Origin of the sequence: Albibacterium bauzanense (genome assembly GCF_004339765.1) — a bacterium.
GTDB lineage: Bacteria > Bacteroidota > Bacteroidia > Sphingobacteriales > Sphingobacteriaceae > Albibacterium > Albibacterium bauzanense.
Window position 1 is genome coordinate 1,098,892 of the sequence record NZ_SMGO01000002.1, and the last position, 18,359, is coordinate 1,117,250.

At 38.8% G+C, this 18,359-nt stretch carries 9 protein-coding genes; 7 read left to right on the forward strand and 2 right to left on the reverse strand.

What is annotated here, in order from left to right:
* Window positions 1-38: 38 nt before the first annotated feature.
* Window positions 39-1,523, reverse strand: coding sequence for an MFS transporter (locus C8N28_RS10825; protein ID WP_246012799.1), 1,485 nt, complete (start codon window positions 1,521-1,523; stop codon window positions 39-41).
* 113 nt (window positions 1,524-1,636) lie between these two features.
* Between C8N28_RS10825 and C8N28_RS10830 the strand changes: the two genes are divergently transcribed.
* The 7 genes from C8N28_RS10830 to pdeM all read left to right on the forward strand — a co-directional run bounded on the left by C8N28_RS10830 (window position 1,637) and on the right by pdeM (window position 9,450).
* Window positions 1,637-1,870, forward strand: a complete 234-nt coding sequence (locus C8N28_RS10830; RefSeq protein ID WP_132224694.1) for a hypothetical protein — start codon at window positions 1,637-1,639, stop codon at window positions 1,868-1,870.
* Between the two features lie 272 nt (window positions 1,871-2,142).
* Entirely contained in the window at window positions 2,143-2,979 is an 837-nt protein-coding gene (locus tag C8N28_RS10835; RefSeq protein WP_246012800.1) for a mechanosensitive ion channel family protein, read from the forward strand.
* A 189-nt stretch (window positions 2,980-3,168) separates the two neighbouring features.
* Window positions 3,169-3,705 carry an RNA polymerase sigma factor gene (locus tag C8N28_RS10840; RefSeq protein WP_132224698.1) on the forward strand — a complete coding sequence of 179 codons (537 nt, stop codon included), beginning with the start codon at window positions 3,169-3,171 and terminating at the stop codon, window positions 3,703-3,705.
* A 57-nt stretch (window positions 3,706-3,762) separates the two neighbouring features.
* Entirely contained in the window at window positions 3,763-4,767 is a 1,005-nt protein-coding gene (locus C8N28_RS10845) for a ligase-associated DNA damage response exonuclease (RefSeq protein WP_132224700.1), read from the forward strand.
* Window positions 4,764-6,368 (forward strand): ATP-dependent DNA ligase, encoded by a 1,605-nt coding sequence (locus C8N28_RS10850; RefSeq protein WP_132224702.1) that lies wholly within the window; start codon window positions 4,764-4,766, stop codon window positions 6,366-6,368. The genes C8N28_RS10845 and C8N28_RS10850 overlap by 4 nt, the downstream gene beginning before the upstream one ends.
* Window positions 6,365-8,809, forward strand: a complete 2,445-nt coding sequence (locus tag C8N28_RS10855; RefSeq protein ID WP_132224704.1) for a ligase-associated DNA damage response DEXH box helicase — start codon at window positions 6,365-6,367, stop codon at window positions 8,807-8,809. The genes C8N28_RS10850 and C8N28_RS10855 overlap by 4 nt, the downstream gene beginning before the upstream one ends.
* A complete protein-coding gene (pdeM, locus tag C8N28_RS10860; protein ID WP_132224706.1) occupies window positions 8,806-9,450 on the forward strand; it encodes a ligase-associated DNA damage response endonuclease PdeM in 645 nt (214 codons plus the stop codon). The genes C8N28_RS10855 and pdeM overlap by 4 nt, the downstream gene beginning before the upstream one ends.
* Here the strand turns inward: pdeM and C8N28_RS10865 are convergent.
* Window positions 9,443-18,145 carry a GH36-type glycosyl hydrolase domain-containing protein gene (locus C8N28_RS10865; RefSeq protein ID WP_132224708.1) on the reverse strand — a complete coding sequence of 2,901 codons (8,703 nt, stop codon included), beginning with the start codon at window positions 18,143-18,145 and terminating at the stop codon, window positions 9,443-9,445. The two genes, pdeM and C8N28_RS10865, sit on opposite strands and share 8 nt — an antisense overlap.
* Window positions 18,146-18,359 lie beyond the last annotated feature (214 nt).

Here is an 18,359-nt window from a genome sequence, read left to right on the forward strand (position 1 = left end):
TTTAGAAACGGACAGATAACAGATAGGAAAATGGCTTTTCAGGTTTTAGAGATAACTTTTCTTTTTCCTTTTACAATGGCTTTTAACTGGTTATTCAGGTTTATTATATCACCGATAATGAAGTATTCTTTTAGGTTACTTTTAATGCGGGTACGTAATATTCTTCTAACTACATCTTTATGAACTTCGCCTACTTCCTTAACTTGTTTTAACAGATTTAAGGCAACTATTGCAAGCAGAGCTCCAATTAAGAAAAGAAAGCTCCATTCATGTAAGGAGACCAGGCGCACTGTTTTATTGAATAAAGGTATAGGACTGATCCATTGTGCAGAAATTATGAGGCTTCTATTTACGAAGAAATCGGCCAGCAAGCCACCTATTAATGGTCCGATGGAGGAAAATATCGCAGTAATAATATTCTTAACAGATAAGTAGACAATAGCATCTTCTTTGGGTGCAAGCTTTAGACCAATATTAGCGGTTGAAAGATTAATGCCGGCAGTAGCAATACCACTGCAGAGATGAATAACTACCAATAAAGCAATATTTAGATAGAGTTGAGAATATATGCCTACAAAACACCAGGCTATAATACACAATATATAAATTGGAGCGCTAATGGAAATAATGCTTTTATTGCTGTAGCGGTCAGAAAGTGTACCCCACATCCGCAATGTTAATATGCTGAAAAGCTGGCTGATGGTTGCGAGTATAATAATGTAAGAGATTGGCAATCCCATACTTTTCATCATGAATACGATGAAGAAAGGTGTGGCAATATTTAAGGCCAGAACCCACATTGAATTGAATATTAGTAAGCATCGAAAATTATCGTTTTTTAAAGGCTGTTTAAATAAGGCTATAATATTGGCATTGGATAAATAGGATTGGGGTTCAGGTGCTTTAGACAATAAAAGTCCGCCAACGATACCAATTGTGCCGGCAATAAGAAAAAACACTGCATAGGCAGTCAGCTCATATCCCGGATAAGAGTTTTTAATAAAGTCAAGTATTATTGCCAGCGAAATGCTCAATATAATATTTAGTATTTGAGTGTATTTGCTGCGGCGTGAAAAATACTCGCCGAGTATTTTTTCAGGAACCATATCCTTCATCCAGGAGTTCCAGCTGGGACCAGCAATAGAACCGAAGAAATAATAAAAGAACAGGAAAAATAGAAGCATATTGACCGACTCATTTGATAGCCATAAGATCATACATCCAATGATGATGAGCGGAATTCTTGCTAAAAAGGAACAATATACTGCCACCGCACGCCTGTTATTGTATTTTCGTACGAGCCATATTGATAGTAATTGAAAAACATTGGTAAACATAGGCAGGGCCGCCAATAAACCGATCTGAAGATTGTTAGCACCCAATAAGATGGCTAAGGCTATAAGGAATGCGCCTTCTGTAAAAGAGGTCATAACTTCGGCGGTTAATCCATCCCAGATAACCATTTTTAAACCTTTTTGTACCTCACTTTCTGTTAGCTCTGGTTTTGGTTTTAATCTCCACACATTTAATTGTTAATAGATGCCAATACAAAATAACCCGCTGTATGAAAAATGGTTTTAGGAATAAAAAAACAAACTAGATAGGCTGTTGTTGTTTTTTTAAATGAATGGAGCTTATGTCAAAAGAAAATAAAGAAGCCAAAGAATCACAAGAACGTGATATACGCTTGCCAGAAGAAGCTGATTCAAAGGAGGAACAGCGTAAGAAATCTGTTAAAAATACTGAAAAGAGGTATGAAGCTGAAAGTCCGGCAGATCCCTATCAAGATCCTCCTGAAGAAATTCAGGATAGAGCTCAAGACAACATAGATTATGCTGAGAATGATATGAATGAAGAGGATCTTCCATAGAATAAATTAAAGTTAGATGAACAAATACTTAAATTGTGATTGATTTCCTGACTAGATTGTCTGATAGAACTCCTGACCTGATTTGGAATTTATCTATTATTTTATTTTCCATATTGATCGGTGTTCTTATAAAAAACATTCTTGTTCCCATAATAAGAAAGTATTCAAGCACAGATCAAAATTATTCAATTATACGGTCATCAATTAAGCATTTTCGCTTAACTTTTACTTTCTTTATACCCTTGCTGATCTTCAATGCATTATTGCCCTTAATGAAGATAGAGGCCTTAACTCGTGCTGGTTTTCAAAAGACTGTCGAGATTGCTTTAACAGTTTGTTTTGCAATTATATTTATACGTACCATCCGTATAATTGAAGATTATCTCTATTATCGCCATGATTATACGAAGGCAGATAACTTACGTGAAAGAAGGTTAAGAACGCAGATTCAGTTTATAAGGAAATTGCTGGTAGCAATTATTGTTATTATTACTACCGCAATAATACTCTTGAGCTTTGATAGTATGCGCAAAATTGGCGCAGGCTTATTAACGGGTGTTGGTGTTGGCGGTATTATTATTGGTTTCGCTGCACAGAAATCGCTTGGGAATCTTTTGGCAGGCTTTCAAATCGCATTTACTCAGCCAATGAGAATTGATGATGTTCTTATTGTAGAAGGGGAATGGGGAAGGGTAGAAGAAATAACGCTTACCTATGTAGTGGTTAATATTTGGGATAAACGGCGGCTTATTCTTCCTATACAATACTTTATAGAAACACCTTTTCAAAACTGGACCCGTACAACGGCTGAAATACTGGGGACTGTATTTATTTATACAGACTTTACAATTTCTGTCGGTCATTTAAGAGAAGAACTAAGCCGATTGCTAAAAGGCAATTCTCTGTGGGATGGTAAGGTAAACGTTTTACAAGTAACAGATTTCAAGACTGATGTTATGGAAATTCGCTGTTTGATGAGTTGCCGTAATTCGGGCGATGCTTTTGATCTTCGTTGTTATGTAAGAGAAAATATGATAGATTTTATTAAAAATAATTACCCAGAAAGTTTATCTCAAACACGTGTGGTATTAAAAAATACAAACTCCTAGTATAAACCCCTTATTTCATAATCTAATTCATTGCGTTAAATCTTACCCTGCTCTGGTATAAATACCTAAGTGTTAGCAAATACTACCTGATTTGCGTAAATGAGCAATCAAAGGAGATAATTCAATCGTTAATGCTGGTACCAAATCAAGCTAGAAGACGAATTATTTTAGAATCTAAATTTTAAGGAAATGATTGACTATGAATTTGAATCGATGGTATCAAAACAAGCTGCGGCGTTAAAAGTATATGCTTTGAATTTTACCCGTGATGAGCAAGATGCTGAAGACTTAGTGCAAGACACTATTTTGAAAGCAATTACCTATCATGATAAATTTCAAGATGGGACTAATTTTAAAGGGTGGTTGTATACCATCATGAAGAACACGTTTATTAATAATTACCGGAAAATAGTAAGAACAAGCGGTGTTGTTGTAAAGTACGAAGAGATTTCATCTTCAAATTTAATGTACAGCTCTACTGTGAACCGGGGAGAAAACAAGTTCATAATGGATGATATAAAAGATGCCCTGAACAAACTATCTGAAGAGTATTATGTTCCTTTTATAATGTACTTTGAAGGATATAAATACCAGGAAATAGCAGATTATTTGAAGATACCCATAGGGACTGTAAAGACCCGGATTCGTATGGCGCGTATTATGTTGAAAAAGCATCTTCGTCCTTATGGTGTAAAATCACAACCTTATTTGTTTGCAATGAGGTAATGCAGGCGATATTTTTCCTGAAAAGAGTACAAATTTTTTTGCTCTATCAGTTCAAATATGATTCAATTCAAACCGGAAGGAATTTATTGTCCGCAAGCCGATGTATACATTGATCCATGGCTCCCTGTAAATAAAGCAATTATTACTCACGGTCATAGTGATCATGCAAGACCAGGGCATAAAGAATATTTATGTCATACGCTTTCAAAAGAGATCCTTAAATTAAGATTAGGACAAGATATATCTGTTCAGACCTTGGCTTACAATGAAGCTATTTCTATAAATGGTGTGAAAATTAGTTTGCATCCAGCCGGACATATTATTGGTTCTGCGCAAGTGCGTTTAGAATATCGAGGAGAAGTCTGGGTAATTTCCGGCGATTATAAGGTGTTAAATGATGGAGTATCGGCACCTTTCGAGGCTGTGAAGTGCAATAGTTTTGTAACCGAAAGTACTTTTGGCCTGCCTATTTATGATTTTGATCCTTTCGAAAAGATCTATGCCGATATGAATAATTGGTGGCAAAACAATTCAAAAGATGGCTTTAATAGTGTAATTATCGGTTACTCTTTAGGCAAGGCTCAGAACATTTTGCAGCATTTGCAAGCATCTGATACAAGAATATATTTGCATGGTGCGGTAGCTAATATTAACGATGCTCTTCGTCTTTCAGGTTTTGATTTTAAAGGTGAAAGATTAGGGGAGGCATTTGATCGGAAAAAGCTAAACGGAGATATTATTATTGCACCTATGAGTGTAATTGGTTCTCCGTGGTTACGTAAGTTTCTACCTTACCGGATTGCTGTATGCAGTGGGTGGATGACCCTTCGTGGAGCGCGTCGCCGGTATGGTGTTGATAAAGGATTTGTATTATCAGATCATTGTGATTTTAAGCAGTTGAATTATGCGATCAAAGAAACAGGTGCTGAAAATATTTATGTAACGCATGGTTATCAATCCATTTATGCCAAATGGCTTCGTGAATCTTATGGCCTTAATGCCATAGAAATCAAAACCATGTTTGAACCCAATCCGCTGGAAGAAATAGAGGAAGGGCTATGAGGTATTTTACAGAAATCTTTCAAGCAATAGATGCTTCTACCAAAACGAACGATAAGATAACGGCTTTAATAGAGTATTTTAGGAAAGCAGAAGATCTTGATAAAGTTTGGGCCATTGCAATATTGACTGGCAATAAACCTAAAAGACCCGTTAAGGCAACAGATCTTCGTTTATGGGCATCCGAAATTGCAGATCTTCCATTGTGGATCATAGAGGAATCTTACTATGTGGTGGGTGATTTAGCGGAAACCTTATCGCATATTGTAGGAAATAGTGATGCTGTAAAGCAGGAAGAAATTCCTCTTCATGTTGTTGTAACTCAATTGAAAGATTTGTTTACAGCATCGATAGAAGAAAAGAGAGAGTTTATTCAGGCTTTTTGGAGAAAAGGGAATAAGGATGAGAACTTTGTTTTTAATAAGCTGATTACCGGGAATTTCAGAATAGGATTAAGTAAGCAGTCGGTAATAAAAGCTTTGGCTATTTATTTAGAAAGGGAAGAGAAGGAAATTGCTCATCGTTTAATGGGTAAATGGAATCCGGCAAAAGAGACTATGGAGTCGCTTTTTTCGGAAGATTCGCTTGTCTCGAAAGACTATTTGCCTTATCCTTTTTTTCTGGCTTATCCTTTAGAAGAGGCTCCATCTGCGTTTTTAGGTAATATTGATGATTGGTTTTTAGAGAAGAAATACGACGGTATCCGCGGGCAAATTATTGTTAGAAATTCGCAGGTATATGTCTGGAGCCGTGGGGAAGAATTGCTTACAGATAAATTTCCTGAGTTTCATATATTGCATATGCATTTGCCGGATGGGACGGTAATTGATGGAGAGATTATTCCCTGGAAGGAGGGTGCTCCTTTACCTTTTGGCATTATGCAAACAAGGATTGGCAGAAAGAATTTGTCAGCAAAGTCATTGGCAGAAGCACCGTTGGTTATGGTTTGCTATGATTTAATGGAGTATGAAGGTGTGGATATCCGACATTGGCCACTGTCGGAAAGACGCAAGAAGCTATTGGAGTTGATCAATCAGGAAGCGTTACAGGTTCTATTGATTCCATCACCGTTGGTAGAGTTGGATACTTGGGAAGATGTGGCTCATTTTAGGAGAAACGCACGAGAGGAATTCTGTGAAGGATTAATGATTAAAAGGAAAAGCAGTCCTTATGAAACAGGGAGGAGGAGAGGGAATTGGTGGAAATGGAAAACCGATCCTATGACCATTGATGGAGTGTTGATTTATGCACAAAGTGGCTCTGGCAGACGTGCTAATCTTTTGACGGATTATACCTTTGCGGTTTGGGATGGCGACTTGCTGGTTCCTTTCGCTAAAGCCTATTCCGGACTGACGGATAAGGAAATTTTAAAGCTGGATAAGTGGGTTAGAAGAAATACGCTTGAGAAGTTTGGACCGGTTAGAAGTGTTAAAGCAGAGCTGGTGTTTGAAATAGCTTTTGAAGGGATCAATAAAAGTACGCGGCATAAATCAGGTGTTGCTTTACGTTTTCCAAGAATAGCGCGATGGCGTGAAGATAAACCTGCTATTGAAGCAAATACAAAAGAAGATTTGGTAGCCATTTTAAATTCAATTCAACAGTGAATGAACTAGCAGAACATTGGTTTAAGCTTCAAAACTGGCAACCTTACGCTTTTCAAAAGGATAGCTGGGATCAAATGGCAAAAGGTAAATCAGGCCTGTTAAATGCTCCAACTGGTTTTGGAAAAACAATGGCTATCTGGTTTGGCGTATTAGAACATTATTATTTAAAGGTTGAACCTAAGTTAACTGATAATAGAAAGGCGAAGAAATTACACTGTTTATGGATCACACCCTTGCGTGCTTTATCAAGAGAGATCCATCAGGCTACAAACGCAGTTAGCGATGATTTGGGAATAGATTATACCATCGGACTTCGAACCGGGGATACACTTGCTACTGAACGTAAGAAACAAAAAACAAAACCTCCGAATGCTTTAATTACTACACCAGAAAGTGTTCATATTATGTTGGCTACGAAAGGCTATTCTGAATACTTTGCAGAACTTTCTGTTATTGTTGTTGATGAATGGCATGAGTTAATGGGCAGTAAACGAGGCGTATTAATTGAATTGGCTTTAAGCAGGTTAAAGGCCTTAAATCCTAAATTAATAATCTGGGGAATATCGGCCACCATTGGGAATTTAAAACAGGCAAAAGCTATTTTGTTAGGTACGATGAATGCAGGTGTATTGGTGCGAGCAGAGTTGGATAAGAAGATCGATATTCATACTATTCTCCCTGATTCATTGGAAAAGTTTCCCTGGGCCGGCCATATGGGATTAACATTGGCTGAAAAGGTTTTACCTTTAATTCAGCAGGGTAGCAGTACGTTGCTTTTTACCAATACACGCGCACAAGCGGAAATATGGTATCAACGATTATTGGATATAGCTCCCGATTTAGCAGGTGTAATGGCATTGCATCATGGCAGTCTGAGTCAAGATTTGCGAAATTGGGTAGAGAATGCATTGCATGAGGGGATCTTGAAAATAGTGGTTTGTACCAGTAGCCTGGATTTGGGAGTAGATTTCAGGCCTGTTGATACAGTTATACAAGTAGGTTCACCGAAAGGTATTGCGCGTTTTTTACAGCGTGCTGGCAGGAGCGGCCATCAGCCGGGAGCATTGAGTACGATTTACTTTCTTCCTACACATTCGCTTGAAATTATGGAAGGCGCGAGTCTGAAATATGCAGTTGCCAAAGGAATGGTTGAAGATAGGATTCCTTTTATCCGATCGTTCGATGTATTGATACAGTATTTAACTACGCTGGCAGTATCTGAAGGTTTTGATGCTGATGTTATCTTTAAGGAAGTAATAAAGACCCATTGCTTTGAGAGTATTAATCGTCAGGAATTTGATGATTGCCTTTTATTAATTTATAAGGGTGGAAAGACATTGGATGCCTATGATGAGTTTCATAAGGTTAAAATTATTGATGGTCTGTATAAGGTAACTGATAAAAAAATAGCCTTAAGGCATGTGATGTCAATCGGTACTATTGTGAACGATGCGATGATGCAGGTGAAGTTTTTAAATGGCAAATACCTGGGATCTATTGAAGAATGGTTTATTTCAAGACTTAAGCCGGGCGATACTTTCTGGTTTTCGGGTAGGAGCCTGGAGTTGATCATGGTAAAATATATGCAGGTTATTGTGCGTTCATCTAATAAGAAGCGAGGTAGAATTCCTTCATGGATGGGCGGGCGCCTTCCCATTTCTGCGAATCTTGGTGCGGCTATCCGTCACACTTTTAAAGAAATACATTATAAATCTGTTGAGAGTAAAACGCCTGAAGTAAAGTTTTTAATGCCTTTATTTAAAGAACAGAGCCGGTTAAGTTATCTCCCAAAAGAGAATGAGTTGTTGATAGAATATGTTCATACAAAATATGGTTATCATTTATTTGTTTATCCATTTGAAGGGAAATTGGTTCACGAGGGGATGGCTGCTGTATTAGCTTATCGGCTTTCTAAAATCAAGAAATCAACCTTTAGCATTGCTACCAATGAATATGGTATTGAGCTTTTGAGTGATGAAAAGATTGCTGTTGCTGAAATGTCTTTGGAAGATTTGTTTTCTACAAAGGAGCTATATAGAGATATTCAGGAGGGGATTAATACCATGGAAATGGCTCGTCGCCAATTCCGTGAAATTGCAGGCATCTCGGGTTTGGTTTTTAAGGGATATCCGGGGAAACAGATAAAGACTAAACATTTGCAGGCTAATTCTGGTCTGTTCTTTTCTGTATTTGAAGATTATGACAGGGATAATCTTTTGCTCCGGCAAGCCTATGATGAGGTGTTTATTTTTCAACTTGAGATTGTAAGGATGAATGCAGCATTTCAACGAATTGAAGCACATAAAAAGGTTTTGCAAACCTTGCAGCATTTAACACCCTTTTCTTTTCCATTATTTACGGAGTCTTTTCGCGAAAAATATTCAAATGAAGATTGGCTATCGAGGATTGAAAAGATTAAACAACAATTGGAAGAATTATGACCATAAGCATCCGAGGTACAGAGATTCAGTTGTTATCGCAAAAGGCGATTTATCTGGTTCAATATAAAATATTGGTCATTGCAGATATGCATTTGGGCAAGCTGCTTCATTTTAGAAAGAAAGGGATATTTGCTCCTAGTATTTCTATTAATGAGGATTTGGAAACGATGCAAAGCTTGATTGAAGAATATAAGCCTGATGAGGTTGTGTTTTTAGGCGACTTATTTCATAGTGAACTAAACAGTGACTCTGATTACTTTTTAAAAAAGATCGCTTTGTTTCCTCATATTAGATTTACTCTTACAAAGGGCAATCATGATATTATTCCCGAAGAGTTTTTTAATAATGCCCAGATAGATATTATTCAGGAAAGGATTCTTGAGGATAAAATAACTTTAAGGCATCAGCTTCCTGTAAATCTTGAACCTGATAGTTTCTATATTATTGGACATGTGCATCCTGGTTATGTGGTTCAGCGCAAAGCAAGGCAAACTTTTCGTTTACCTTGCTTTTATCAATCTGGAAATGTTTTTATACTTCCTGCGTTTGGCAGATTTACTGGTCTTTTTATACCAGAATTTTCAGAAGAAGGTATCAATTATGTAATTATTAATAATGAAGTTATTCATATAGCTAAATAGCAACATGTACTTCTACTGTATGCTCGGTTCCATCATCTACTAATTGAATACTGTTTCCTTCACCTCGTGAATCTCCTGCTTTCCACCAGGATTTACCTTCTGTTATTTGATAAACTGTAATCTTATAGGTTGAACTCTTATAACGGTAAACCATGGAGATAGATGGCCATTCTAACGGGAAGCAAGGTGCAAAGTTTAGTCGATCGACTTGCAAGTTTATTCCCAGCATTGAATAAGTAATAAATTGATACATCCATCCGGCAGAGCCAGTATACCAGGTCCATCCTCCTCTTCCTAAGTGCGATTCGTTTGCATAAACGTCGGCAGCCATTACATAAGGTTCTACTTTGTAAGTTTGTACAGCTTTCATATCCAATGCATGGTTGATGGGTTGAATCATGCTAAACAATTCATACACCTTTTTTCGATCGCCTAAAGCAGCAAAAGCCATGAGTGTCCAGATGGCAGCATGTGAATACTGACCTCCATTTTCACGAACTCCAGGAACGTAGCCTTTAATATAACCCGGGCTCGGTTTGGCGACATTGAAAGGAGGATCTAGCAATTGGATAATTTTCATATCCTTTTTTACAAGGCGCTTGTCTAAAGAATCCATGGCTGTATTTCTTCTTTCCTCTGGTGCAGCAGTAGATAATACAGACCAGCTTTGGGAAATAGCATCGATACTGCATTCTGTGTTTTCTTTTGAACCTAGAGGCGTTCCATCGTCAAACCAAGCTCGTTTATACCATTCTCCATCCCAGGCTGATGCTTCAATATTAGCTTGCAATTTAGCAGCTTCGTTTTTGCAGGTTTCTGCGAAAGCAGCGTCACCGTGATTTAATGCGGTGTCTGCGAAGTCGATGAGTATGGTGTATAGGAAAAAGGCAAGCCATACGCTTTCTCCACTTCCTTTATTACCTACTAAGTCCATACCATCATTCCAATCGCCTGAACCCATTAATGGTAAGCCATGTTTTCCAAATCTGAGGCCATGCTTGATAGCGCGAACACAGTGTTCGTATAAATCGCCATTTAAGTTACCATTAACCGGTAGATCATATAAGGAATCTTCTCCTTCATGAAGAAGTCTGCATTCAAGGAAACCGACTGATTCTGCCAATATTCCTGTATCTCCTGTAGTATTGATGTAACGAGAAACTACGAAAGGCAGCCATAATAAATCATCGGAACAGTTGGTTCGTACACCTCTTCCTTCAGGTGGGTGCCACCAATGTTGAACATCACCTTCAACAAATTGTCTGGAGGCATTGAGAAGGATTTGTGCTCTTGCCAATTCAGGTTTGTTATGCAATAGTGAAAGTACATCCTGCAGTTGATCTCTAAAGCCAAATGCTCCGCCCGACTGATAGAATCCGCTACGAGCAAATAAACGGGAGGCGATGGTTTGATAAGTAAGCCAGCCATTTGTCAGTAAATTAAGCGATTGATCGGGCGTGTTTACTTGCAGCGTACTTAATGTATCTTTCCAGTATTCTTTTACCTGTTGCAGTGATTCCAATACCCGATCGTGCTCTGTAAATTGTTGAATGAGGTTTAGTGCCTGAGTGCCACCAGCTTCATTACCTATTTGAAAAATAATTAACTTTTCTGCTCCGTCTAATAGATCAAATCGTACTTGTAAGGCAGCACAAGTATCCATATCTGAACCGACTCTGCCTGATAGTTTTTTGCGATTTAGCGCTTGCGGGTTCACTAAGTTCCTGTTTCTGCCGATAAATTCAGATCGATCTGTAGTGAAGCTGAAATTATTGCCCCCGTTAACTTTGAAGAAGGCAACTTGTTCTGCAAAGGCTGTATTATATCGGTTTCTGAATAATAATGCACCGCTTGGTGTATCATGTTCTGCAAGAATGTGCATATTCGTCTTTGAACGCACATCGCCAAGTATTATTTCTAAGAAGCCTGTTGAAGAAAGTTTGCGTATCCGGCCTGATTGGTTTTTCACTTTTAGAACAATGAACTTGATAGGCAGGTCTTTATCTACAAATACGGACATCTCTGAATGGATACCGCTTTCGATGTGTTCATAGGTGCTATAACCGAAACCATGTGTAGTTATATAAGGAGTTTTTCCTCCTGCAGGAAAAGGAGAAGGTGACCAGAATGCACCGGTTTCTTCATCGCGCAGATAGAATGCTTCTCCACCGATATCACTTACCGGATCGTTGCTCCACGGTGTAATTCGGTATTCATGTGCATTAATAGCCCATGTATAAGCTGAGCCACTTTCTGAAATTACTGTTCCGAGAATAGGATTAGCAATGATGTTTGCCCAAGGGGCAGGGGTACCTTTCTTTTTATCTGTTATTATTTTGTATTCATCACCACTTGGTGCAAAGCCTCCAGTGCCATTAAAGAAAAGCAGGTCATCTGGAAGATCTAATTCTTGTTTGGTTTCACTTTCCTGAGAGATAATTGATTTAAGCTCTAATAAAGGAGGCAGCACTTTTTCTGTATTATGCTGATTGATCTGTTCAGAAAGAGTGCTCTCGCTGTCGCGAATGATTATTCGTGCAACACTTTCAAAAAGTATGCGGTCTTCGGATGATATCTGATCGGCTGATTTTACAAATACATTGCCCGGGTTGCTATGCGTGAAGGTTGTGATGGCTGCAGACGAGATCATTCCTAAGATCTGATCTTGTAGCTCATGCCTGTAAGAACCATGATCTTCATTCCATATCACAAGATCGACTGCCAATCCTTTTAATTGCCAGTAGGCATGTGCCTGAATCATTTGGCTTACTAATTCAATGCTATCCGGGTTGTCTATTTGAAGAAGAATGATTGGTAAATCGCCGGATACAGAATGACTCCATAGTCCGGACTGACCTCTAAAGTTGCTATTGATCGTAGTTGAATCTGCCCTTAAATTAGGATTAGCATAAATGATAGAAGCTGCCAATTTTCCGTATAGCTGAGCATCAGCCTCGGTTGCATTAATTTGTCGGAGCAATACCTGACTATGTGTCCAGGATAGTTCAAATGCACGTTTCTTTAGATTGCGATCCCGGTATTTATGCATCAGGGCATCGCAGCTTTCTTTGGTTTCACTGATTCCGTAAATGAGATCAATCGTAGCTACTTGATTCGGCTTTATGACTATTCTATAGCGAATAGCCATAATTGGATCCAAAACTGATCCTTGATTACCAGCCAGGGTGCTTACTTCCATGGCTTGCGGATGTGCTATATTCTTTCCTCTGCCAATAAATTCCATCCGGTCAGTTTCATAGGAAACCTCCTGAATCTCTACACCGTGTACATCCATTAAATGGAATAAGTGAGGTGGTTGTTCAGCTTCAGAGCGAGAACGACGAGTGCTGAATATTGCATTGTATTCAGGCATTATCTCAGTTTGTACAAAAAGATTACTAAATGCCGGATGTGCTTCGTCAGATGCCTGGCTCGCTACTACAATCTCAGTATAGCTTGTAATTTCCAGAGTTTTTGCAGATTGAGACTTATTTGTTATTCGTATCCGTCTCATTTCAGCATCATCTTCAGGAGATACTACAATTTCGGTCTTCGTATCTATTCCATAATCTTGCCTGTAGAATTCAACATGCCCTTGAGAGAAGGTAGCTTTATAGTTCGTTGCCGGATGCATGGTTGGATGATGGGTATTTGACCAGAAATTACCCGTATTAACATCTTTAATGTAGCAGAATATTCCATAATCATCCTTGGTAGCATCTTCCCGCCAGCGCGTAATGGATAAATCTTTCCATCGACTGTATCCGCCACCCGAGTTTGTAACCATTACTTGATAGTGGCCATTGCTTAACAGTTGAATCTCAGGAATGGCTGTATTTGCTGTGCTGATAGTTCTTACCTGCACATCGGCATCGGTAGTACGCATTTCACTGATATCAGCAGTGTGTGCATAGAAAATGGATGTTTTAGGAATACGTTCCTGCAATAATAATAGGGTGGCCTGGAATCGCAATTCAGATACAAAGCGCTGTTGCATAGGCTTGTTTAACAATACGTAAGCCAGTGATAAGAAACCCATACCTTGGTGATGTGCCATATACGAATTAATGATCGCATAATTTTTTCCTCGTGGGAGACGGCTTGTTGTATAATCGATGGCTTCGTAAAAACCATATTCACCTTCAAAACCTTCGAGCGACATAAATTGCAGGTTAGCACAAGCTTTAGCAGGTGATATCATTAATGCAAGCATAGCGGCATAGGGCGCTATAACAAGATCTTCTTCCAAACCACGTTTGAGTCCGAGACCAGGTACACCGAAAGCGTGGTATTGGTAATTTAAATTAACATCTACATTGTTGTAGCCCGACTCTGATATACCCCATGGAGTTCCACGTTTTTTGGCATATTCTATCTGCCGTTTTACAGTGGCTTTATTTGTTTGATAGAGTAAGGTGTTTTCGTAAGATGGCATTATTAGTTGCGGCATCAGGTATTCAAACATAGATCCACTCCAGGATAGCAGGATAGGTCCGGCATTAGAATTAGTAAGCAGACGACCCAAAGAGAACCAACTTTCCTGAGGTAGTTTTCCTTGTGCAATAGCCACAAAAACCGCTAAACGCGCTTCGGATGCTAACATATCATAGAAACTATCATCTTTTCTTTGTTCGTCGACATTGAAGCCGATTCTTAATAGGTTAGTCGACTTATCGAATAGGAAGTCGTATTCTACTGTGCTTAACTCCTCACATTGATCTGCCAGTTGCTTTAAGAAAATTATCTTTGAAACAGCCGCAGTATAGCCTTTTGTAAAAGATGCTTGTAGCTTAATTAGCCATTCTCTATCCTCTGCATTATTCTCTTGTTTTTTATAGTGGTTGATATATTGTATAAACTCATCCGATGTTTCTTGGATGGATTTGAGAGAAAGATTGTAGTCTAACAGTGCCAGTTGAATAAATTGATTGGGAACTGGTAACATATCTAACCATGGAATATTTGTTGCCAGGTCATCGCGAATGCTTTTTATTTGCAAAGACAATCTCTTTGTCCACTTAGGCAGATCTGTTTCATTTTCTTCTTCCCATAAAGCTAATTCGTCAGTAATGAGGGCCAGGTTATCGAGATGTTTTTTTATGGTACTTAAAGAATGACTGTTTTCCTGGATAATGGTATCCAATAGTTCTAATATCTTTTCTATCAGTTCATTTTTCTGAATCTTAAGTAAGTCGTTTATTATCTCAACCGTTGTTCTTAGTCCTTCGAAGCTCCGGTAATTGAAGATCGGCTCATTTGGAAGTGAGATAAGGCCTTGTTTGAGTGTTAATAAATTACCTAAAAGATTGCCGCTATCCACACTAGATACATACCTTGGTTGCAAAGTTAATAGGGTGGTTGTATCGTACCAATTGTAAAAATGTCCTTTATATCGATCCATTCTCAACATAGTTTGCAGGGTGTTGTTGCAACGAGTAACAAACTCACCAGCAGGTATATACCCAAAATCATAGGCTGCTAAGTTGGCAAGTAAAGCCAATCCGATATTGGTTGGAGATGTACGATGTGCAACAATTTTATCAGGATGCTCTTGCAAGTTATCAGGCGGCAGCCAGTTTTCTTCTGCATTTACAAACTGCTGGAAGAATGACCACGTTTTGCGAGCAGACTTGTGCAGGAAAAGAGTCTGTTGTTCGGTTAATTCAGGAGCCTCTTCTTCTTCCGGAATACTTAAACGCCATGCAAGCGCTGGTGATATTATCCAAAGTATAAGAATAGGTGAAGCGACATAAAATGCCGGATGATTAGAATAAAGAAATAAGATAGTACAAATAGCGGCTACTACCGGGCCAATCCACATAGAAAGGTAGTTTGATAGAATCGTGTTTTTTGAATGACGCGATGTTTGTGCCGAAGGAGTCCATTCCAATAGTTTTTTACCGGTAAATATCATACGCCAATTGGTAAGTATGATAGCATGTGTATAACGGTAAGTTTCGTAGGGTAGAACCGCCATATCAAACATAAAGCGAATTAATACATCTCTTACAGAACGGCCCACATCAGATATGTGTGCTTTTAAATCAATGTCTTCGGGCCTATGAATTAAACGCAGCGCTGCTGCTGCCATAACTGGCAGGAGCACAATAATGGTAACGGCTAATGTCCAGAACCACGGATAGGGTAGAATTGACCATCCAAACAATAATATGAGTAATAAAGATAGAGGTAAGATACTTCTGCGAAGGTTATCGAATATTTTCCACCTGGATAGAGTTGAAAGATGGTTTCTTGTAAAACGGCCGTCTGCTCTGGTAACAAAGGGCATTATCCATGCGCCTATCTGCCAATCGCCCCTGATCCAACGATGATGTCGCTGAACATCTGTTTCATATTCAGCAGGATTTTGTTCGTATAATATTACATCGTTTAATAGTCCTGAACGTGTGTAACAGCCTTCTAATAAATCATGACTTAAGATACGGTCTTCTTGAAAGGTATTGCTTAATGTGCGTATAAATATATCAACATCGTAAATTCCCTTTCCAATAAAGGAACCTTCACGAAATATGTCTTGATACACATCAGACGATGCCCGTGTATAAGGATCAATGCCGGAAACGTCACCTTGCATACGAAGATACAGAGAGGTAGCACCTTTCGGGAAATTTGATGCTACGCGAGGTTGCAAGATGCCATAACCTTCGATAACTCGTCCCATTTGAGGATTGTATACGGCATGGTTTAATGGATGTGCCATGGATGCAATCAGCTTCCATGCAGCTTCACGAGGTAGCTGGGTATCTGAATCGAGTGTGATTACATATCTGACATTGGTTAATACCTGGTATTGGCCAACGATATGAGAAAACCTGTTTTCCTGGTTTCGTAACAGAGCATTTAACGCTGCTAATTTCCCTCTTTTACGTTCGTAACCCATCCATTTGTTTCCCTTTGCATTCCATTGTCTTGGACGATGGAAGAGAAAGAAAATATCGGATTGTTCAGGCTGATTGTATTTCTCGTTTAGTTCTTTAATTCTTTCGCTGGCCAGTTCTAACAAGGCATTATCCAGTGGCATAGTCTCGGTATCTGCATCCATAAAATCAGTTAGCAGTCCGAAATGTAAATTAGCTTCGCGGTTAGCCAGAAAACGAACTTCAAGTGCTTCAACCAGCTCTTCAATATACTTTTTGCTGGATAGCATGGTCGGAATGATAACCAGGGTACGACATTCATTAGGAATTCCTTTTGAGAAATCCATTCGAGGAAGCAGTGTCGGTTTTACCCATATCGTGGCTAGCCAATTTATAAAGGATATAGCTAATTGGGCAGAGCCTGCAATGCATAAAAAACCAACTATGGTTAATATTTCCCAGTCGAAAGTGCCGTGTCGATAAGCCAATAAGAACATGGCAGACGCGCCCAATAAGGTTACGATCGTAATGGAAAGGAAATAGATGGATACAGGCTTTCTATTTGTGAAATTAGTGATCTTCTGTTTAAAGGTATAGCGCATTCCGGCAGCCTGTTCGGTTTGCTTTCTTCCTTTATCAATTAAATAATAACCTATATGCTTGCGCCTATTGTCTTCTCCTTCGGGTACTATATAATTCTGCGCTATTTCTAAGGCTTTTTGTGCAACTTCTGTCTCGGATAGGAGGGTGCCTTTGGCAATAGCTTCTACTTCATGTCTATATCTATCGCGTGTTGCAAAATTCATCTTTTGGTAAGTACCAGTAACATCTTGACGAAGAACCTGATCTACGCTGCTAAGAGTTTCAACAAATTCACGCCAGTCTGTTTTGCCAATGAATCTTAATGTTCCTATGCTGTTTCTTACAGATACCTGATCGGCTGCCTGCTTTTGATTTTCTTGCCATACTAAATCATTGCTTGCAATACCCATTCTTGATAGCTGTTGCTCCATCCAATTAAGGGGCAATGCCAAAGCAGGTCCTTTACCTTGTAATTTGCGTGTAAAGCTAGCAACGAAAGGACTGTTAAGCACTGGTCTGGAGCGTGCCATATCCGCAATTGTTAGAACCAGATTAGCTGGTTCTTCCTTTACGGTGGTCATCATTTTTTCAGCCCAATAATCTGCCAGATTATTGTCGATCATATCCAAAGCTATCCGTTCTGAAACTCTCCGCAGGTTTTCAAGAACAGCGAGTCTGAGCATAATCGGGATTGCCCATAGCTCACCCAATGTTAATATTTTCTCAGTTTGATAGGCAGCAATAAAACCACTTAGACTTTTTACATCTACACGTCCGTCGCTATGTGATATGATTTCCAGCACAATATCATACACCCTTGGCATGCCGGCTGAATTTCCATTCTCTAAGTAAGGCAGACCTTCACTATATCCTTTTGGTAAGTGTTTTCGGGCTATTACTACTTGTTCTTCTATAAGATAGTAGTTATCAAGTAACCACTCTGCACCTGGAGTTATTGTTTGCCCGGATCGGATACTTTCAACCAACAGGTTTCGTACATCTAATAATATTTTCTCATTATTTCCGAGCCTCTTTAACAGCTTGTCAGAAGATTTTCCTTTTAGCAGCTTGTGAGATCGAGCCACTACTTTAGCATGGACTTCCATTTGATCGGAGTTGTACAATTCTGATCGAAATGGTTCTTCATTACGTGAGTTTCCAATGGAATTGCTTCCCTGGAAATAAACACGCATACGTGACAAGATATCGAAAACGGTACTAGTTTTAACCTTCATAGTAATTTAGAAAAGAGAGATTCCGAAATGGAGATAGATGATATTATTTGCACTAGGATTCTAAAGATAGCCATTTTTATTGATTATTGAGCCATATAGATCCGAAGGACCCTTTGATTGACTCTATGTACCATAACAATCCAGACGTTAAAATAGTTAGGGAGATAATGAAAAAAGATTCAATAAAAAAAGGGAGCAAATATATTTGCTCCCT

What these genes read in the sequence shown, in the direction of transcription:
- pdeM (WP_132224706.1), top strand. Translation starts at nt 8,806, where the DNA reads ATGACCATAAGCATCCGAGGTACAGAGATTCAGTTGTTATCGCAAAAG.
- C8N28_RS10865 (WP_132224708.1), bottom strand. Translation starts at nt 18,145, where the DNA reads ATGAAGGTTAAAACTAGTACCGTTTTCGATATCTTGTCACGTATGCGT.
- C8N28_RS10845 (WP_132224700.1), top strand. Translation starts at nt 3,763, where the DNA reads ATGATTCAATTCAAACCGGAAGGAATTTATTGTCCGCAAGCCGATGTA.
- C8N28_RS10830 (WP_132224694.1), top strand. Translation starts at nt 1,637, where the DNA reads ATGTCAAAAGAAAATAAAGAAGCCAAAGAATCACAAGAACGTGATATA.
- C8N28_RS10835 (WP_246012800.1), top strand. Translation starts at nt 2,143, where the DNA reads ATGAAGATAGAGGCCTTAACTCGTGCTGGTTTTCAAAAGACTGTCGAG.
- C8N28_RS10850 (WP_132224702.1), top strand. Translation starts at nt 4,764, where the DNA reads ATGAGGTATTTTACAGAAATCTTTCAAGCAATAGATGCTTCTACCAAA.
- C8N28_RS10840 (WP_132224698.1), top strand. Translation starts at nt 3,169, where the DNA reads ATGATTGACTATGAATTTGAATCGATGGTATCAAAACAAGCTGCGGCG.